The sequence below is a fragment of the Xanthomonas arboricola pv. populi genome (genome assembly GCF_002939945.1).
Lineage (GTDB): Bacteria > Pseudomonadota > Gammaproteobacteria > Xanthomonadales > Xanthomonadaceae > Xanthomonas > Xanthomonas arboricola_A.
This window is the reverse complement of sequence record NZ_MDEB01000002.1, coordinates 574,063-590,729: the sequence shown is the minus strand read 5'-3', so window position 1 is coordinate 590,729 and position 16,667 is coordinate 574,063. Positions and strand designations below refer to the sequence as shown.

Sequence of the window (16,667 nt, the reverse complement as noted above, 5' to 3'; positions counted from 1 at the left end):
CATAGCGGACTACAGCGACAGTTTCGAGCGCTTGGGCAACTGCGCGCGCAGGAACGCCATCTGGTCGGAGAGGATGTTGCGATTGGACAGGATCAGATGTTCGATCCAGCTGGGGCGATACGGCACGGCCAGCAGCGGCATATGCGCCTGCTGTGGCGTCCGGTTGGCCTTGCGCGAGTTGCACTGGAAGCAGGCGGTGACCACGTTCTCCCAGCTGTCGCGGCCGCCCTTGGACACCGGCATGACGTGATCGCGGGTCAGATGCGGGCGACTGAAGTGCTGGCCGCAATACATGCACAACTGCGAGTCGCGCGCGAACAGGGCGGTGTTGCTGAGGGTCGGCGTCGGGTCCAGCGCACGCGAACGCGCGTGCCCGCGTGCAGCGATGATGGGATGCAATTCCAGCACGCTGCGCTCGCCGGTCAGGCGCGAGATGCCGCCATGGATCTGCATGCAGGGCTCGCCCAGCGTCCAGGACACCGCATCGCGTGCGTACAGACAGGCGGCGTCCTGCCAGTTGATCCAGTCCAGTACGCGACCATGCGCATCGAGCGAGAGCAGGCGCAACGTGGGAAGTTGCCGGATCGCACCGACAGCGCTGCCCGCGACCGGAGCAGAACAGCCTCCGGGGAAGATCACATCACCTGCGTGCGTGTCTGTCTCCATCGGGAAAACAGCTTATACCCGATCGTTGACAGTTTGTGTATCGCAGCGAACCGCTTTGGCGCGCGTCTTGCAATCAGGGGATCAGCACGTCTCCGCCCGGCCGCGATGCCGCCGTGCTGCGTCATCAATCTTCGGACGCGTCGCAGGCCTTGTTTAGCTGTAGGAGCGTACCCGGGCGCGACGTCTCGCCGATCGGTGATGCCTCGTCGCGGCCAGGTCCGCTCCTACGACAGCTGCGGAATCCTGCGATGTTGCCGTAGGAGCGTACCCGGGCACGACGTCTCGCCGATCGGTGATGCCTCGTCGCGGCCAGGTCCGCTCCTACGACAGCGGCGGAATCCTGGGATGTTGCCGTAGGAGCGCACCTGGGCGCGAGGTTTCGCCGATCGGTGATGCCTCATCGCGGCCAGGGCCGCTGTTACGACGGCGGCAGCTCGCCGCGAGGATGGCGCTTGCTCAGGCTTCGCCGAACAGTTCCGCTTCCAGCGTCATCAACGGCGTGGCGCCGCTGCGGATGGTGGCGGCATGGGTCAGCGTGCGCGGCAACACGCGTGCGAAGTAGAAGCGGGCGGTTTCGCGCTTGGCACGTTTGAAGTCCTCGCCGTGCGCGGAAGCATCGGCAGCGGCCACGCTACGCGCCCACCAGTACGCCAGCACCACATAGCCCGAATAGAACAGGTAGTCGTAGCTGGCGGCACCGAGTTCGTCCGGGTTGCGGGCGGCGCGATCGAGCACGTCGCGGGTCAGCATCGCCCACTCGCTGCACTTGTCGCGCAGTGGCTTGATGAACTCGGCCAGCGCTGCGTTGCCTTCCTGTGCATTGGCAAAGGTTTCCACATCGGCCAGGAACAGCTTCAGTCCTGCCGCCTGGCTGGCAGCGGTCTTGCGGCCGATCAGATCCAGCGCCTGGATGCCGGTGGTGCCTTCGTAGATGGTGGTGATGCGTGCGTCGCGGGCCAGCTGCTCCATGCCGTATTCGCGGATGTAGCCGTGGCCGCCGAAGCACTGCAGCGCGTGGTAGGTGTTCTCGATCGACCACTCGGTCTGGCAGGCCTTGGAGATCGGGGTGAGGAAGCTCACCAGGGTCTCGGCGTCGGCACGTTCCTGCTCGGTGGCACCGCGGTGGGCCACGTCGACCAGGCTGGCAGCATGCAGCGCGAGCAGGCGGCTGCCCTCGGTCAGCGACTTGATGGTCAGCAGCATGCGGCGCACGTCCGGATGCACGATGATCGGGTCGGCCGGCTTGTCGGGAAACCTGGCGCCGCTGAGCGCGCGCGATTGCAGGCGCTCGCGGGTATAGCGCAGCGCGTTCTGATACGCCCGCTCGGACAGGCCGATGCCCTGCAGGCCCACGCTCAGGCGCGCGGTATTCATCATCGTAAACATGGCCTGCAGACCCTTGTGCGGCTTGCCGACCAGATAGCCCTGCGCGCCTTCGAAGTTCATCACGCAGGTCACCGAGCCCTTGATACCCATCTTGTGCTCGATCGAACCGCAGTGCAGCGCGTTGCACTCGCCCACGTTGCCCTCGCGGTCCACCTTGAACTTGGGGGTGACGAACAGCGAGATGCCCTTGGCGCCGGCCGGTGCATCCGGCAGTTTGGCCAGCACCAGATGCACGATGTTGTCGGTGAGATCGTGCTCGCCGGCGGTGATGAAGATCTTGGTGCCGGTGATGGCATAGCTGCCGTCGGCGTTGGGCTCGGCGCGGGTCTTGAGCAGGCCCAGGTCGGTGCCGCAATGCGGCTCGGTCAGGCACATGGTGCCGGTCCAGCGGCCGTCGATCAGCGGCTTGAGGAAGACATCCTGCTGCCAGGTTTCACCGTGCTGGCGCAGCGCTTCCATCGCGCCATGCGAGAGCAGCGGGAAGTTGCCCCAGGCCAGGTTGGCGGCATTGATCATTTCGCTCAACGGCACGCCCAGCGTATGCGGCATGCCCTGGCCGCCGAATTGCGTCTCGGCGGTGAGCCCGTTCCAGCCGCCTTCCACGAACTGGTCGTAGGCCGCGCGGAAGCCGGGCGGGGTGGTCACCGCGTGAGTGCTCTTGTCGAAGGCGCAGCCGATTTCGTCGCCGATGCTGTTGAGCGGCGCCAGCACCTGCGCGGTGAAGCGGCCGGCCTCTTCGAGCACGGCGTCGATGATGTCGGTGCTGGCGTCGGGATAGCCGAGCCGGGCGAACAGGGCCTGCGCGCCTAGCACGTCGTGCAGGGCGAAGCGGAAATCGGTCAGCGGGGCGGTGTAGCTGCTCATGCGGAATCCTTCAAACGAGTGCGGGAAGGCGTGCGCGTCAGCGCAGCACGCCGTTGAGGCCCGGGGCCGGGCTGAGCGTGTTGCGCGACTCGACGCTGAAATCGCGCTGCTTCTTGTCCTGCGGCGTCGCCCATACCGTGCCCTTGAGCGAGTAAGGCAGCGAGCGGCCAGCGGCGAGCACATCGGCGACGGTGATGCGGCCCAGCGAGGTCGGCTGCACGCTGACGGTCACCACGTCGGCGGTTTCCGGGCCGATCGAGATACCGATTGTCTGGTCGAGCTTGCCGGCGACCTGGTCGCCTGTGGAAATCTCCAGTGCGACGCGCTCGAACTGCATCGGGATGCTGCTGTAGTTCTGCAACCGCAGATCGACCGACCAGGAGCCGTCGGCACGCACGGTCAATTGCTGGATGCTGGCAGCCGGCTCGGACACGCGGCGTACCGCACCGCCGCAGGCGCTCAGCAGCAGGCCGCAGGCCAGCGAGACGATCAGGAGACGGGAGGCGCGACGCATGTATTGAAGTCCTTGGCGGGATGAGGCGGCGCCAAGAATACTACGCAGTACGGTTGCTGCCTTGCTGCCTTGCTGCCTCGCGGCGTGTAAGGGTGCAGGCGTTGCGGCGTGCGCCTCGGCGCGGCGCGCGCTCGGGCCACCGAGTCAACGCAGCGGCGCAGCCACGATCAGCGGCGACAGGTCGTAGCCCATCTGCGCGGCCCGGGCCTTGAGCTGCTCGAACTGCGCGCGCTGCATCTGTGGCGAGCGCGACAGGATCCACAGATAGTTGCGATCCGGTTCGCCGACCACAGCCCACTGGTAGTCCGGGTCGAGTGCGATCACCCAATAGTCGGCCCACACCAGCGGCAACCAGCTCAGCCATTCCGGGGCAAAGCGCACCTGCAACTGTCCGGGCTGGCCGTCGACCGGGCGCGCCACTCCGTCGGCCTGGGTCAGCTCGCCATCGGCGCTGCGGCAGCCGTTGCGCACGCCGATCAGGCCATCGTCGCGCAAGGTGTAGCTGGCGGTGATGTCGCTGCGGCACTTCTTCTGGAACGACACCGGAAGATGCGCGATCTCGTGCCACTGGCCCGCGTAGCGGGAGATGTCCAGTTGCGGCACCGCGCGCACCGGCTGTTGGGCGGCGGCCGTCAGCGGCAGCAACAAGGCGAACGACAGCAGCAGGCAGGGCAGGCGCATGACAATCTCCTCGGGACCTGCGCAGGCTAGGCCATGCCGCCCGCCGCGCGGCGTGAACCGGTGCAGGAAAGCACAGGCGTCGCGCCGGCCCGTAACAAAGTTCATCACAACGCTTGCCCAAACTGCGCCTGCTCGCTATGATGCGCGTCCTCGCAACGCAGGCAGCATGTTGCGATAGTGGCCGAGTAGCTCAGTTGGTAGAGCAGGGGATTGAAAATCCCCGTGTCGGCGGTTCGATTCCGTCCTCGGCCACCATTTCTAAGCGTTGCAGCGCGGGCATTTCGCTCCTTCTAGTCGCTGCTGATCCAACAGCCTTCCAAATGATTTGATCCGATTTTGCACCAGTTGCCAAAGTCGGTAAACGTGCTGCGTCGATCGCCAAGTGTTCCGGCGACAGGTGAGCGTAGCGCAAGACGGATTGGTACGAGCGCCAGCCACCCAGCTCCATGAGCGAGCGCAGCGACGTGCCGGCCATGACGTGCCAGCTGGCCCATGTGTGCCGCAGATCGTGCCAACGCAGTGGCGCGATACGGGCGCGCCGCTGGGCGGCCTTGAAGCCGTGGTTGTTGCCGCGGTCGTACGGCTCGCCTTCGTCGTTCGGAAACACCCAGCGTGGGTGCTTGCCCTTCTGTGTGGCCAGCACGGCCATGGCCTGGTCGTTGAGCGGTGAGCCGATCGCGCGCTTCGCCTTGACCTGGGTGCCGGCGACCCAGGCCACCTTGCGGCGCAGATCGATCCGGCTCCATTCCAGGCGCAACACATTCTGCTCGCGCCAGCCGGTCGCCAGCGCAAACAGATAGGGCGCACGCAGATGCTCCGCCAACTCGTCGTGCAACCGCTCAGCCTCCCTGACCGTGAGCCAGCGGTAGTCCTCTTTTGCCTTGCCGTTCTCTTGCAAGCGCATCGCAGGGACATGGTCTAGCCACCCCCAGCTGTGCGCCGCGCGCAGGATCGAGCGGACCAGTGCAAGCATCTTCTCAGCGGTGCAGCGGGAGGTGGTGCGCTCATCCTTGCGGCCAGCACGCTTCACGCGAGGCTCGGCCATGCGGAGCACCAGCAGCTCCGCAAGGAGATCCGAGTCGATCTCCCCCAGCGTTTTCTCACGCAGATGTGCATCCAGCCAACGCAGGTTATGTAGGTCTTTGCCGAGGCTGCGCTTGGCTTGCTTGTCGGCCAGCCAGCGCGGCACGGCTTCGACCCAGCGGCGCTGGGGTTTTTCGCCTAGGCGGCTCGTGCGGTACGTTTCCGCATGCAGTTTTGAAGCCCACTCGGTTGCGAGCGTCCGGTCGGCAGTCCCAGTGCTTCGAAATACGCGCTGTCCGCTTGGGTCGGTGTAGCGGACGTACCAGGTGTTTTTCTTGCCGCGTGCGACGAGGATGTAGGGACTTCTTGCCATGGTTCACCAGACAGGTAGGCGTCGAGTGCCGACTTATGGAATCGCCACCGGCCGCCGAGTTTGCGGCCAGGTGGATGCTTGCGGGTCTTCATCATTCCGCGGAGGGTGACTGGGTGGAGCTTCAGATAATCAGCGGCCTGTGGGAGCGTCATGACTTCGGATTGATCAGTCATAAGCGGCTTGGCCGGAAATTTGGACAGAGAGAGGCTTTTTCATGCCGCGTCTCCAAGTGGAAGGCCGATCTGTGTCGGCAGTGCCGCTTCGCGCGCGGCTGCCTCGATGGTGGCTGCGATGCGCGCCTCGGCGATCGCGGCGTATGCCGGGTCCAGTTCGATGCCAACGAAGGTGAAGCCTTCGAGCGCTGCTGCCTTGCCGGTGCTGCCGCTGCCCATGAAGGGATCCAGCACGATTCCGCCTGCGGGCGTCACTAGCCGGCACAGGTAGCGCATCAGGTCCGTGGGCTTCACCGTTGGGTGGTTGTTACGCCGATCCTTCACCCGATTCAAGCCAATCGAATGCACTCGGTCTAGGTCGCCGCCGGCTGCGATCGCTGCGCAGCTTCCGCCCGATAGCGCGTGCGGCTTCGCTTCGAGTGACTCCAGGCCGTCGTCTCGATCGGCCTTGCTGGCTTTGGCGCAGTAGAAGAATCGCGCCGCGCTCCCAGCATCCATCCTCCGCATGCCGGGCTTCATCCGGGAGTTAACCTGTCCGGCGTTCTCACTGTCAGCGCTGGGCTCGTCACCCGGACCGCGGCGCATCGCTCCGTAAGTGTTCTGCGTTTTGCGCTGATCGCTATTTGTGCTGGCATTGGCCAGTTGGCCTGGCGCATTCGGGAACGCTGCGAGTACTTCCTCACTGCCGTCGTGCATCACGTTTGCTGGCCATCGGCCGAGTTGATCCGGCAGGGTGACTATGCCGGCGCCCCGCAGCTCATCAGCGTTACGCCGCGGCATGCCGTCGGCGCCAGTATTCGGCTGCATCCTCTCAGCGGCGACACGGCATGGATCAATGCTTAGGCCGCCGGTTCTATGCAGTGCATGGTTTGCCGCTACCGTCCCGATCAGCGGCTTGCGCGCCATGGTGATCGGTTCCAATGCCGGTTTCAGCGCGGTACCGCCCCAGGGGCCATTGAGTGACTTGGGGAACCCGCTCCCATAGATCCATGCGAGCATGTCCCTGATTTCGAAGCCGGCATCCTCGATGCGCACAGCCATGCGGTGTTGCGTGCGCGTTGCGGCAAATCCCAGCAGGTAGCCGCCCGGCTTGAGCACACGTAGGCACTCGGCCCAGATGGCAGTGCTGGGCACGTCGTAGTCCCAGTGCTTGCCCATGAAGGACAGGCCGTACGGCGGGTCCGTGACGATAGCGTCGACCGAGCCTTCGGGCATCCCGCGCATCACTTGCAGGCAATTGCCTACGCGGATGGTGCTTCCAGGAACGGTGTCAGCCATGGGCAAACTCCTGGCGAATAGCAGCCATGGCAGAATGCGAATAGACGCATAGGGGAGTCAGGGAATGGATTGGTGGCTTGGCCTCAGTCAATGTTGGCAGGTTGGGCAAGACGGATGCGTCGTGTGGTGGGACGCCTGGGCGGCAATTGGTGCCTTGGCGGCGGTGATCACGACGTCTGTATTGGGCTTTGTCACCTATCGGTTGGGAAAAGCAGCCAACGACGCGAGTCATTTGGCTGTCAGCTTGGCTAGTAAGGAATCTGACCGCCAGCTCGCACGCGACAAGAAAGAACGAATTCTCCTGCTGATTCAAATAACCGCAGAAATCAGCACCAATCGCCAGCGCCTTCTTGAACTGCATGCACATCTGTCGAAACAGGAGAGCGAGGGCTACTTTGTCGCCAACCTGACCTACCGGAAAGACGTCATGGGCAACATGGGACTGATAGCGTTCCCACTTACGGAAAGGTTGGCGGATCGATATCACTATCTCGACGACCTGACGGGACCCAGGTTGGTCAGAGCCATGGGCATGTTCGCCTCCACACACAACAACTATAAAATCCTGCTTGATGAACAGCCAGTTGAGGAACTTGTACGCGCGCACGAGCTTCTTGTTACGGTGCTGGCGCTGATTGCAAGCGATCTTGAGGCTGTGAGGTCGGCATGTGCCGCTGCGGTAAGGGAGTGTGGAGTAGATGATGCAAAGATCGCTGGCGCCGTGCTTAGAAAAAGCGGACGTGAGCCAGATTGACTGAGTTTCCGCTGTTTGATTGGGATCGGTCATTGCCCAACGCCTTGCTGTCCAGAAGCGGCGAAGTTGGCAAACGCGAGTCTTGCGGCTGCGCGTTTGTGCACCCTGAGCTTGGCTGAAGTGTGTGTAGTCGGGCGAGGCATGGAACCAGCCGATTGGTCGGCCGGCGACGTCCTTGCGCGGGTCAGCGTGCCAGATGTCCTCTCGGTAGTGGATCGTCAGCGGATGGTTGGCCGCGTGCATGCCGATCGCCCACTCATCGTGGTTGTAGGCCAGCGCCGGATCGACGCCCAGCGCTTGTTTCAGCGCCTCGCTCGCGCCGTCGCCGCCGGCGAACAGGTCGACCACGCTCTCGCTCTGGCGCAGACAAGACACTTGCGGTGAGGGAAAGTTGAAAGCGAAAGAGCCATCAGCCACCGCGTGCCTCCCGCAGCGCCTGATCGCGCTGATGCTGCAGGGCTGGTAGATGGGTCAGTCGGATCAGCTCATCGCTGACGGCCGCTTCGCGCGCTCGGCTCAGCGCCCAGTCCAGCGCGGCGAGCTTGTCGTTCGGGTGAAGATTGATCATGGCAGACTCGCTTTCTATATCAGGGAGATCAACTGATGGGCATGCTGGATGGCGTCAGCCAGTGCTGGTGGCTGAGCAAGAACTGCGTCGTGAACTGGGATGCCTGGGCGGCAATCGGAACGCTTGCTGCGGTTGCCGTTGCGTTGCTCATGTCGATATACCAGACCTCCAGGGCTGACCGCGCGCAGCGTTCGCGCGCGCGATGGGTCGCGCTTGAGCTGCGTCGCGTTCTTCCAAGTTGGCGCGGCCGTGTCGTGTGGGCAATGCAAGCGGGTGATTCTGATCTCTTCTTTCTGCTCGACGATGATCCGCTGAGGGATCCTGTAAAGATCCCCCCGGATCTGACCGCAGTTTTGCCTCAGCTTCATGAGTTGGGGGATGACGCTGCCTCTATCGCAGATGCGATTTGGATTGCTCGTACCCTTGATGCCATGCCAATCCACGCGGCTCTCGATGGCAGCATTACTCCGCAGGCAAGTGCCCAGAAAGTGATTCGGCAATACCGGGCCGGACTCCGCTCGCTCACTGCGTGTCTGCGTGCCGCAGAACGGATAGTTGAGCGTGCCACCGGCTTGAGTGCGGCTGATCCGGACAGCCATACCTTCGGCAGCCCCGACGTATAGGGCGATCACGCGCTTGATTTGCGTCTTCCGACAAATACCCAGCTCAAGCGAAGCATTAGAATTTGCCGTCGAGGGAAGCTGAGGTTGCTTATGAGTGGAGATCGTGAAGGGACGTCCAGTGATTTTCAGAAAAGATGGGGGAAACGGCGTCTGCGGCGGATAGACAATCTCAAGGCCGAGGCCTTTGATAACGCCATGAAGCGATTTGTCGAATTGACAAAGTGCATGGCTCTCGGGGTGTCGCTTCTGTTCGCCGGCGCAGCTGTTAAAGAATCTGCGCCCCTTGACGTGTTGAGGGCAATTAGTGCGTTCGGCTGCATGTTGGCTGGAGCTGCTTCGATGGGCTGCGGAATGTTTATTTACCTCAAGCCTGTGTTGCATGGTGTGCCAGCTGAAAAGCGTAAGCGGGTCAAGCCGATCGGTATTTTTATGCTGATGATGCTGGTCGTTATTAGCACCATGGCTACTAGCATGGAAATTCTTAAAGAGCGCCGGGACTTGACGCGCGCAGAGAGCGGCGCGCAGCTGAAACCCAAATGATGCAGTAGGGCCTCTGCAGAGCTGACGGAGGTGCATTGTCATGTTTTGGCTAGGCATCTTTCTTGATCCGCGCATCATTTAGTTCGCGGCGCGACATGCTCTTGCGCACCGGCGTAGCACCCAGCTTCTGCACCTTGCCGCCGCGCTTGGCGAAGGCCTTGAGGTCGTTGGCCAGGTCGGCGCGTTCGCGGTCTTTGTGGCGCACGGTGGAGAGGGCGAAGGCGCTCATCGCGCACCTGCCTTGTCGCGCGCAGCGGGTTCGGCGCGCAACAGCTGCTCGGCGTAGGCGATGCCGCGCGGGTTGAGGGTGATGACGTTGGGGAATTGCGGGTCGTCGAATTGCACCAGGCCGGCTTCGTCGAGCCAGTTGATGCAGCGGCGGGTGAACGCTTGGATCTGCACGGGGCCGCTGGTCTGCACTTGTGCGGGCATGGCGGCAAAGCCGCCACGGGTGCGGCGCAGGGTGCGGCCCTGGGCGCCGTAGGCCGCCTTCAGCGCGGCCTGTGCTTTGGGTTGTAGATGCATGGTGACCTCAATCAGGCGGCGTGTGCCGCATGCGCCAGCTGGGCGAACAACTGCTCGCGCGCACGGCTCAGGTGGGACAACGGGATGCGGTGCTGGCCGGTGGGTTCGGTCCAGCGGCTTTCGGTGAGCGCGCGGCTGGTGCTTGGCGCGGTGGCCTTGCCGCAGCGGCAGCACTCGATGTGGAACGTGGTCGGCGCCGGGCCGCCGATGCGGTAGCGGTGCGGCGCGCCGTGGGTGGTGACCAGCTGCGGGCGGTGGCCCGGCTGGCACTGCGGAACGGTGGACGGCAGCGGCATGGCTTCCTGGCGCATGTCAGTCCTCCGCCTGCGCCAGCCGGACGTGGGGGAGGGCAGGCGATTGCTCGCTATCCACCACGTGCGTTGCGCCGGCGCTGCGATGCGCCGCGTGAAGTTCGGCCAGGCGCAGCGGCACACAGATGGCCGCGGTGATCGCCACGACTGTCCAGCCAACGGCGAGGGTGCGCTGATAAGTGCGGCTCATGCGCGTGGCTCCTGTACGTGCACGCCGTGTTGCCGCAGCCAGCGCGTTGCACGCAGCAGCACGCGTGGTGCCAGTGCGAACGTGTCGCGGCCGATGCACAGGTGGCGGGCGGTGGTGCGCGCGCGCAGGCGCGGCGCAACGGCGCAGCCATCCAGCGACGGAGTGACCTTGCCGTCGTACAGGCCAGCCCAGATCCAGTCGGTGCAGATCATCAGCGCCAGCGTCTGGCCGGCATGCCCGGTGGGGAAAAAGGCTTCTAGCGGGCGATTGCTCATGGCGTCGCCGCCACCGATGCACCGTGCGCCGCCATCCATTCGCACATGGCCTGCAGCGCGTCGTCGCCGGCGGTGTACGCGGTCTGGCCGAGTTGCAGGGCGCCTTGCATGCGGCGCACATCACGAACGCGGCACACCGTTACCGCGATCTTGTTGCTGCGATCAGTGCCATACAGCGCAGCGCTGACGGCGTCGCCCTTGATGCACAGGCGTAGCAACGTGCCTTGGCCGCTGCCCAAGCAAAAGTTGGCCGAGGGAAAGCCACTCATGCGGCGCTCGCTTCTGCCAGTGCGGAGCGAAAACGCGCTACCTGCTCCCTACGCTTGGCGATGCGTTTTTGGAGGCACGAGGCATAGCTCGCAGAGGCGTAATCGCCAAGCGTGGTGAGGGTGTGCGTATCCTCGCGAATGGCGTCTTCGGCCCAGATGATCGCGGCTGTCAGATCCTCAGGCGTCAACCTTGCGGCGAGAGCGCTCATGCGCGCAACTCCCGAACAAAGTCACGGCTGGCTGCTTCGGCCCGCAAGCCAGTGAGCTCGATACGATCGCTGCGCTTTGGGTAGCGCTTCGGACCCTTCGACATTCCCCGGCGTTTGAGTGCTTTGGCGTGTAAGTGGTCGGCAGCTGCACAGGCTTGAAGACACCTGCGAGCAATAGCAAGCAATTCTTGGTCGGCAGCGACGGTGGCTGCCTGCGCATCTATGGCGGGTGTGCTGGTACGCATCGCGTTCTCCTGCCGCGACCTCGCGGCAGGAGAACAATAGCGGAGCTATCTACAACAATCAATAGCAAGGCTATCTATGAACGGTATGGGCGGCTGAGCGGTTAAAACTTGCAGCCGTTGCCGCCCTCGACCCAGCGCTTCAGGCGGACAACTTGCCGCTCCCGGGTAGCCTTTGCATACAAAGTGACCTCCGTCCGCCCAGTCTCGACTTCTTTGACGGTGATGACGGTATAGATCTGCGTTCCTACGCCGGACGCACCCTGCACGATCTTTGCCTCTCGCAGATCAGGGTAGTTCTGCACGTCGTTGATCGTCTGACCAACCGGTACCAGCGGTTTAGGGCGGCACTCTCCGTCTGCTTCAACAATGCGCTTAAGGGCGAGTTGATAGGGAATCTCCACAACGAAAGCGGAGGCGAACTCCGGCTTCTCCAAGCCCTTAGGGCTACTTGCACACCCAGTCAGGATGAGCAAAGTGATACAAGCAGTTCTTTTCATGTCTTCCTTACGATATTGATCGCAGCAAACCGGCATCTTCAAACCTGATGTCCTCCCGGATGCATTCGATGCCTCTGTCCATGTCACGCATCAATTGGCGCAGTTCTTCATCGCCTAGTTGCTCAAAACCGGCCACCTCCCTGCATGCTTGATCGATCAGAATCTGCATGGGTCGCCCCCAGAAATGCCGATAGTGGCGAATCATGCGGTAGTGCCCTTCGCGAGTGATGTCGTCCATCTGCGACTTGGGCGTCGGGGCTGGCGCGCCGGCAACCTCTCTATGCAGATTTTCGCGCCCGACGAGGCGCAGGCTCGCTTTTTTCCCCAGCTTGCGCTGAGCGCGTAGGGCGACTGACTCGGCCAACCGTTCCATCTCTTCCTTCAAACTCACTACTTCCCTCCAACGCGTTCTTCATTTCCAAGGTTGCGTTGATTGCATCTGCCATCTCTTCCGGCCGATGCTCCACGGCGAATGAATCGTCAGCCATCAGGCCCGCGACCTTCTTCGCATACGCAACCGCCGCGACGATTATTTCCGCATCGAGTCGCTGCGGATGAGATCGCGTGAAATGATCTTGCAGCCGTCGATACTCCGCACTGATCAACGAGGGTGGCAGCCCAATGAGGGCGGCAAGCGGCTCTGCTTTGTCCCAAGGTACCGGCCTGTGGCCGCTGGCAAATTGGGAGATGAATCCAGCGCTTACATCGAGCGCGTCAGCAAGCTTGGCCTGCGACTGCCTAGACCGCTGAATTGCCTCAGTGATGGCTTGGCCTTCGGGGGTCTTTGGATTTGCAGGTCTAGGCATGTAGCAATGCTATTGATAGGTCATTGCGGCTACCATCAGCACTGCTATTTACATGCGTAGATAGCGTCGCTATGCTTCCGGCATGGAAACCCCAATACAGACAGCGATCCGGGCCGCCGGTGGGCAACGCGCTCTTGCTAATGCGCTCAATGTCCATCCGGCGATGGTGTCGCAGTGGGCTACTGCGCGTAGGCCGGTAGCGGCTCACCACGTTCTCGTCATCGAGACCTGCACTGGTGTGTCACGCCATGCCCTTCGTCCAGACGTATTCGGCCCGATACCAAACACACAGCAGCAGGTTGCATGACAGCCCTATGTAGCCACATCGAGATCGCCGATGTGCAACTCGCCTTCAACCGTGGAGTCGCGAACGTGATTGCACCCGAATATCTCCAGAGCCTCACGGCAAAGGTCGTTGCTGGGCTCTCCAATAGGAAAGAACAGATCCAGCTGGCGCATGCACTGGGCGCATCGGGTACAGCTTTCGTTAGAGAGGCGCTGCGTCGTTGTCGGGGCACGCTGACTCGATTGCATCCACCAGAAGGGGCAGCGCCGTGTTGTCCGACATGTGGGCAGGTGGTGCGTCGGCCAGGTCCAACAATCGCCGTCGAATCTGACGTTGATTTGGAGCGTTGCTGATGAGCATGGGCAGCACGACTTCTAGCACCAATTCGATAGCGTCCAGCCGTTGGTCGCTGACTTCTTTCTCGGACAATTTGTTTGGCATGCCTGTGGCCTCTGCGCGTGAGATTGGGACTGACGTCCGATCGTACATCGCCGGTGGTTGCTCGCAGGATGGCAGATACATCACGCCTCTCAGCGAGCGCCTGGACGCAGGCGAGCTTGCGTCCCTGGTGGGCCTTCCTATCTACAACAACGGCGACACCGCCGACCTGACCCTGACCGCCGACGAGTGGGCAGCGCTCATAGAGCGCCGCCGTCGCGTGGGTTGGCCTCTTCTGGCGATCGATTTCGCAGATATACCGGAGTGGCTCTGATATGGCGCTTGCCCGCGGAACTCTGATTGTTCGATACGAGGAAGACGGCGCGATGCACATTACTGTTGCGATCGTCGATGGCTCTGCGCGTGAGATATCGGACGCGCTCGCCGCCGCCTTGCGCGACATTGCTATCGATGTGCGCCCTCGTTGCGTTCGCGCTCCTCTGAATGCCCGCAAGCGGCGCACTCGTAGGAGTCGAGCTTGAGCCCCGCGAACCCAAAGTCCGGATGCTCGCGCGACCTTGTTCTCTTGAATCCAGCTGCATTGCAGATGGGGCAGAGGGCACCGGGCTTTCCGGCGAGTTGTGCTTCGAGGGCGGCCACGCGCTCTTGCAATTGCTCGACTTGGTCGGGCAACACGCTGACCCGTTTCCAAAGCGGGATCCGTTCCAGCGCCTTGATCACATCTTCCAACATTCCCATGCGTGCGGCCTTGTCCTGTGGCGATTTGGATCTGTCCGAAGGCTATCACGGTCGTCGTCTGGTCAACGGAGAGCAAGCTCATGCGTGAGAAGCGCCAGAAGGCAGTGCTCGACGCTGTGCGCCGTACGTGGGAGCAGGGCACGCGCTCGCGGGTCTGCTCAACCATGCCGGGAGGACTGCGTATCGCTGCGGCGATTCTGCTTAGCGTGAGCGGCTCGTTCGCTTTCATTGCCGGTTTGCTTGGCAATGAAGAAGACAGCGACAACATCGCCAATGCCGGTGCGAACGTGGTAGCGCCGCAAGGCAGTGAACCGCAGGAGTGGGGTGGTGGTGTGCATAACGCACATGGTGCGTCTGCCAGCCAGACCACCACCACGATGAACTGCTCACCGTTTCAGGGTGTTGCGCAATGACATGCCAACGCTCAGACATCTATTGGCGCGACGCGCTGTACAACGCGGTGTCGCAGATGCCGGGCAATGTGCGCGCGGCTGCCGCCTATCTGACGGAGCGGCGCGGCAAGACGATCACGGCGGAATCGCTACGCAAGAAGCTGCGAGGCCTGGAGGGCGAGTCGCTGTCGATGGAGATGGCGGAGATGCTCACCGAGTGGATGCAGGAGCTGAGCGCCGGCCAGGCACTGGCCACCTGCTGGATTCAATCGCTGGGCGCGCAGTTCGAGCTCGCGATGGACTTCGTGCCGCCGGCGCCGGAGCACGGCTGGCCGGATGAAGTGGCAGCCATTCAAGCCAAGCTGCTGCATGTGGCCAAGCATGCGGGGCGCCTGTCTGGTGTGGCGCTGGAGGCGCTGGACGATGCGCACCTGTCACTGCAGGAAGCCGACCTCATGGTCGACGAGCTGCAGGCCATCCGCACCATGTGCCACCGCCTGGAGCGCAACGTGCGCCGTGCAGCGGCTAAGGGCCGCAAACGTGGATGACATGACCATCAACCGCGCGCCGCACATTCGCCGCACCTTGAGCCCAGCCGCACAGCAGCACGTGGCCGAAGCGCTGCGCCTGCTCTATAGCGGTGCGCCAGGCCTGGCTGGCGACGATGCACTGGCCGAGCGTGAGCGGTTGCGCATGCAGGACGAAGCGCATCACAACCCGCAGGCCGCGCTGCCGCTGGATCGGCAGCGATGAGCGTGAGCCGCTGCATCACCAAGGCGCTGGACATCGCCAAGGCGCCGCGCCAGCAGTGGAAGGCCGCCGTTGATGCGCTGCCGGAGCACTGCCAACACACCGAGATTTGTACCGGCGGCATTGGCTGCCGGGCGCGCATCGCCGACTACCTGCGCGTGCAGTACCGAGCGCAGGCCCGGCGCGAGCAGTTGAAAGGGGGAAGGGCCCGATGAGCCAGATCAAAATCGACGTGGACGAGCTCAAGGCCACGGTGGACCTGGTGGCGGTGGTTGAGCGCTATGTGCAACTGCGCCGCGCCGGCAAGGAATATGCGGGCCTGTGCCCCTTCCACAACGAGTCTTCGCCATCCTTCACGGTGATTCCGGTGAAGGGGTTTGTGCACTGCTTCGGCTGCGGCGCACACCACGATGTGATTGGCTTCTTGATGGCCATCACCGGCTGCGATTTCCACGAGGCGTGCGTGCAGCTGGGCGCGCAGGACTTCCGCCAGGCGCGCGACGACGTGCGCATGGACGTAGAGGCACCGCTCGACGTGACGTGGGTGCCGCTGATGCCAGTGCCTGACGATGCGCCAGACCTGCTGGCCGGCAACGGCTGGACGGTGCCGATCTGGAATCCCAAGCGCGGGCGCCTGCGACGCATGCGCGTGGTGCGTACCGACGCCTACCGCGATAGCGAGGGCCGCCTGCTGGGCTACGTGCTGCGTGCTGAGTTCACGGACCGCCAGACACGCAAGGTGAAGAAGTGGACGCCGCAAGTGACGTGGTGCGTAGGGCCGGACGGCAAGCGCCAGTGGTGCATCCAGCATTTCCCCACGCCGCGGCCGATCTACGGCCTGGACGCCCTGGCGGCCAAGGCTGATGCCGACGTGTTGTTGGTGGAAGGCGAAAAATGCCGCGCGGCTGGCGCTGGCGCGTGGGAGCGGTATGCGGTCGCGTCGTGGCCAGGTGGCAGCAATGCGGTGCCCAAGACCGACTGGCGGCCGTTAGCCGGCCGCAACGTGGTGTTGTGGCCCGACGCCGACGCGGCAGGGCGCAAGGCGATGCTCGGGTGGCGTAATGATGCCGGCCACTACATCCCGGGCCTGGCCCAGCTGGCTATGCGCGCAGGTGCTCACAGCGTACGGCTGATCGATACCGATGGCATGCCGGACGGCTGGGATATTGCCGATGCGCTGGAGCGCGACGGCTGGACGCCACGGCAGTTGTCCGCATGGGCAGCCGGGCGAGTGATCGAAGTCACCGTGGTGCCAGGCCATGCGCAGTGACACCACGCAATGCGACCTGTGGCGTGACCGACAACCAACTGCCTCCGATTGGCGCGCCTCGG

Annotated in this window: 28 protein-coding genes, 1 tRNA gene and 1 pseudogene; 10 read left to right on the top strand and 20 right to left on the bottom strand. The window is 63.3% G+C overall.

What is annotated here, in order from left to right:
• Positions 1-9: 9 nt before the first annotated feature.
• The 4 genes from XaplCFBP3123_RS09125 to XaplCFBP3123_RS09110 form a co-directional block, all read right to left on the bottom strand.
• Positions 10-666 (bottom strand): HNH endonuclease, encoded by a 657-nt coding sequence (locus XaplCFBP3123_RS09125; RefSeq protein ID WP_104533735.1) that lies wholly within the window; start codon positions 664-666, stop codon positions 10-12.
• Positions 667-1,122: 456 nt separating this feature from the next.
• Entirely contained in the window at positions 1,123-2,916 is a 1,794-nt protein-coding gene (locus XaplCFBP3123_RS09120) for an acyl-CoA dehydrogenase C-terminal domain-containing protein (RefSeq protein ID WP_104533734.1), read from the bottom strand.
• Between the two features lie 37 nt (positions 2,917-2,953).
• The gene (locus tag XaplCFBP3123_RS09115) at positions 2,954-3,430 is read right to left on the bottom strand and encodes an LEA type 2 family protein (RefSeq protein WP_104533733.1); all 477 of its coding nucleotides are present in this window, start codon (positions 3,428-3,430) and stop codon (positions 2,954-2,956) included.
• Positions 3,431-3,574: 144 nt separating this feature from the next.
• Positions 3,575-4,111, bottom strand: coding sequence for a lipocalin family protein (locus tag XaplCFBP3123_RS09110; protein ID WP_104533732.1), 537 nt, complete (start codon positions 4,109-4,111; stop codon positions 3,575-3,577).
• A 179-nt stretch (positions 4,112-4,290) separates the two neighbouring features.
• Here XaplCFBP3123_RS09110 and XaplCFBP3123_RS09105 point away from each other — a divergent pair.
• Positions 4,291-4,366 (top strand) — tRNA-Phe (locus tag XaplCFBP3123_RS09105).
• A 142-nt stretch (positions 4,367-4,508) separates the two neighbouring features.
• Here the strand turns inward: XaplCFBP3123_RS09105 and XaplCFBP3123_RS21905 are convergent.
• The 5 genes and pseudogenes from XaplCFBP3123_RS21905 to XaplCFBP3123_RS21200 form a co-directional block, all read right to left on the bottom strand.
• Positions 4,509-5,015: pseudogene (locus XaplCFBP3123_RS21905) on the bottom strand (site-specific integrase); the annotation flags it as partial.
• A 317-nt stretch (positions 5,016-5,332) separates the two neighbouring features.
• Positions 5,333-5,659 (bottom strand): helix-turn-helix domain-containing protein, encoded by a 327-nt coding sequence (locus XaplCFBP3123_RS21900; RefSeq protein ID WP_429001621.1) that lies wholly within the window; start codon positions 5,657-5,659, stop codon positions 5,333-5,335.
• A 60-nt stretch (positions 5,660-5,719) separates the two neighbouring features.
• Positions 5,720-6,958 carry a DNA-methyltransferase gene (locus XaplCFBP3123_RS09090; RefSeq protein ID WP_104533730.1) on the bottom strand — a complete coding sequence of 413 codons (1,239 nt, stop codon included), beginning with the start codon at positions 6,956-6,958 and terminating at the stop codon, positions 5,720-5,722.
• A complete protein-coding gene (locus XaplCFBP3123_RS21680) occupies positions 6,951-8,060 on the bottom strand; it encodes a hypothetical protein (RefSeq protein ID WP_253254169.1) in 1,110 nt (369 codons plus the stop codon). The genes XaplCFBP3123_RS09090 and XaplCFBP3123_RS21680 overlap by 8 nt, the downstream gene beginning before the upstream one ends.
• 61 nt (positions 8,061-8,121) lie before the next feature.
• A complete protein-coding gene (locus tag XaplCFBP3123_RS21200) occupies positions 8,122-8,280 on the bottom strand; it encodes a glycoside hydrolase family 32 protein (protein ID WP_146091308.1) in 159 nt (52 codons plus the stop codon).
• 35 nt (positions 8,281-8,315) lie between these two features.
• Here XaplCFBP3123_RS21200 and XaplCFBP3123_RS09080 point away from each other — a divergent pair, with 35 nt between their 5' ends.
• Both XaplCFBP3123_RS09080 and XaplCFBP3123_RS09075 read left to right on the top strand, forming a co-directional pair.
• Complete coding sequence (locus XaplCFBP3123_RS09080; RefSeq protein WP_104533729.1) at positions 8,316-8,903, top strand: hypothetical protein; 588 nt, start codon at positions 8,316-8,318, stop codon at positions 8,901-8,903.
• 90 nt (positions 8,904-8,993) lie between these two features.
• Complete coding sequence (locus tag XaplCFBP3123_RS09075; protein ID WP_104533728.1) at positions 8,994-9,443, top strand: hypothetical protein; 450 nt, start codon at positions 8,994-8,996, stop codon at positions 9,441-9,443.
• Between the two features lie 49 nt (positions 9,444-9,492).
• Here the strand turns inward: XaplCFBP3123_RS09075 and XaplCFBP3123_RS09070 are convergent, their stop codons facing one another.
• From XaplCFBP3123_RS09070 to XaplCFBP3123_RS09025, 10 genes are all read right to left on the bottom strand, one after another.
• Positions 9,493-9,672 (bottom strand): hypothetical protein, encoded by a 180-nt coding sequence (locus tag XaplCFBP3123_RS09070; RefSeq protein ID WP_104533727.1) that lies wholly within the window; start codon positions 9,670-9,672, stop codon positions 9,493-9,495.
• Positions 9,669-9,968 carry a hypothetical protein gene (locus tag XaplCFBP3123_RS09065; protein ID WP_104533726.1) on the bottom strand — a complete coding sequence of 100 codons (300 nt, stop codon included), beginning with the start codon at positions 9,966-9,968 and terminating at the stop codon, positions 9,669-9,671. Before XaplCFBP3123_RS09065 ends, XaplCFBP3123_RS09070 begins: the two co-directional genes overlap by 4 nt.
• Positions 9,969-9,979: 11 nt before the next feature.
• The gene (locus XaplCFBP3123_RS09060) at positions 9,980-10,279 is read right to left on the bottom strand and encodes a hypothetical protein (RefSeq protein ID WP_104533725.1); all 300 of its coding nucleotides are present in this window, start codon (positions 10,277-10,279) and stop codon (positions 9,980-9,982) included.
• 1 nt (position 10,280) lies between these two features.
• Positions 10,281-10,469 (bottom strand): hypothetical protein, encoded by a 189-nt coding sequence (locus XaplCFBP3123_RS09055; RefSeq protein ID WP_104533724.1) that lies wholly within the window; start codon positions 10,467-10,469, stop codon positions 10,281-10,283.
• Positions 10,466-10,744, bottom strand: coding sequence for a hypothetical protein (locus XaplCFBP3123_RS09050; RefSeq protein WP_104533723.1), 279 nt, complete (start codon positions 10,742-10,744; stop codon positions 10,466-10,468). Before XaplCFBP3123_RS09050 ends, XaplCFBP3123_RS09055 begins: the two co-directional genes overlap by 4 nt.
• Positions 10,741-11,013, bottom strand: coding sequence for a hypothetical protein (locus tag XaplCFBP3123_RS09045; RefSeq protein ID WP_104533722.1), 273 nt, complete (start codon positions 11,011-11,013; stop codon positions 10,741-10,743). The genes XaplCFBP3123_RS09050 and XaplCFBP3123_RS09045 overlap by 4 nt, the downstream gene beginning before the upstream one ends.
• Entirely contained in the window at positions 11,010-11,222 is a 213-nt protein-coding gene (locus XaplCFBP3123_RS09040) for a hypothetical protein (protein WP_104533721.1), read from the bottom strand. The genes XaplCFBP3123_RS09045 and XaplCFBP3123_RS09040 overlap by 4 nt, the downstream gene beginning before the upstream one ends.
• The gene (locus XaplCFBP3123_RS09035) at positions 11,219-11,467 is read right to left on the bottom strand and encodes a hypothetical protein (protein WP_104533720.1); all 249 of its coding nucleotides are present in this window, start codon (positions 11,465-11,467) and stop codon (positions 11,219-11,221) included. The genes XaplCFBP3123_RS09040 and XaplCFBP3123_RS09035 overlap by 4 nt, the downstream gene beginning before the upstream one ends.
• Positions 11,468-11,568: 101 nt before the next feature.
• Complete coding sequence (locus XaplCFBP3123_RS21500) at positions 11,569-12,006, bottom strand: hypothetical protein (RefSeq protein ID WP_172453168.1); 438 nt, start codon at positions 12,004-12,006, stop codon at positions 11,569-11,571.
• The gene (locus XaplCFBP3123_RS09025) at positions 11,972-12,355 is read right to left on the bottom strand and encodes a hypothetical protein (RefSeq protein ID WP_253254168.1); all 384 of its coding nucleotides are present in this window, start codon (positions 12,353-12,355) and stop codon (positions 11,972-11,974) included. Before XaplCFBP3123_RS09025 ends, XaplCFBP3123_RS21500 begins: the two co-directional genes overlap by 35 nt.
• A 497-nt stretch (positions 12,356-12,852) precedes the next feature.
• Here XaplCFBP3123_RS09025 and XaplCFBP3123_RS21895 point away from each other — a divergent pair, with 497 nt between their 5' ends.
• Positions 12,853-13,077 carry a transcriptional regulator gene (locus XaplCFBP3123_RS21895; protein ID WP_074057198.1) on the top strand — a complete coding sequence of 75 codons (225 nt, stop codon included), beginning with the start codon at positions 12,853-12,855 and terminating at the stop codon, positions 13,075-13,077.
• A 331-nt stretch (positions 13,078-13,408) separates the two neighbouring features.
• On the top strand, positions 13,409-13,768 hold the full coding sequence (locus XaplCFBP3123_RS09010) for a hypothetical protein (protein WP_253254167.1): 360 nt from the start codon (positions 13,409-13,411) through the stop codon (positions 13,766-13,768).
• 131 nt (positions 13,769-13,899) lie between these two features.
• On the opposite strand, the gene XaplCFBP3123_RS09005 is transcribed toward XaplCFBP3123_RS09010, so the two are convergent.
• A complete protein-coding gene (locus XaplCFBP3123_RS09005) occupies positions 13,900-14,193 on the bottom strand; it encodes a hypothetical protein (RefSeq protein ID WP_146091307.1) in 294 nt (97 codons plus the stop codon).
• Between the two features lie 80 nt (positions 14,194-14,273).
• Between XaplCFBP3123_RS09005 and XaplCFBP3123_RS09000 the strand changes: the two genes are divergently transcribed.
• From XaplCFBP3123_RS09000 to XaplCFBP3123_RS08980, 5 genes are read left to right on the top strand one after another with little or no spacing between them, the layout of a single operon-like run.
• Positions 14,274-14,606 (top strand): hypothetical protein, encoded by a 333-nt coding sequence (locus XaplCFBP3123_RS09000; RefSeq protein ID WP_253254166.1) that lies wholly within the window; start codon positions 14,274-14,276, stop codon positions 14,604-14,606.
• Positions 14,603-15,133 carry a hypothetical protein gene (locus XaplCFBP3123_RS08995; RefSeq protein ID WP_104533717.1) on the top strand — a complete coding sequence of 177 codons (531 nt, stop codon included), beginning with the start codon at positions 14,603-14,605 and terminating at the stop codon, positions 15,131-15,133. The genes XaplCFBP3123_RS09000 and XaplCFBP3123_RS08995 overlap by 4 nt, the downstream gene beginning before the upstream one ends.
• A gap of 1 nt (position 15,134) precedes the next feature.
• Positions 15,135-15,338 carry a hypothetical protein gene (locus XaplCFBP3123_RS08990; RefSeq protein WP_104533716.1) on the top strand — a complete coding sequence of 68 codons (204 nt, stop codon included), beginning with the start codon at positions 15,135-15,137 and terminating at the stop codon, positions 15,336-15,338.
• Positions 15,335-15,550 (top strand): hypothetical protein, encoded by a 216-nt coding sequence (locus XaplCFBP3123_RS08985; RefSeq protein ID WP_104533715.1) that lies wholly within the window; start codon positions 15,335-15,337, stop codon positions 15,548-15,550. Before XaplCFBP3123_RS08990 ends, XaplCFBP3123_RS08985 begins: the two co-directional genes overlap by 4 nt.
• Entirely contained in the window at positions 15,547-16,605 is a 1,059-nt protein-coding gene (locus XaplCFBP3123_RS08980) for a CHC2 zinc finger domain-containing protein (RefSeq protein WP_104533714.1), read from the top strand. Before XaplCFBP3123_RS08985 ends, XaplCFBP3123_RS08980 begins: the two co-directional genes overlap by 4 nt.
• Positions 16,606-16,667 lie beyond the last annotated feature (62 nt).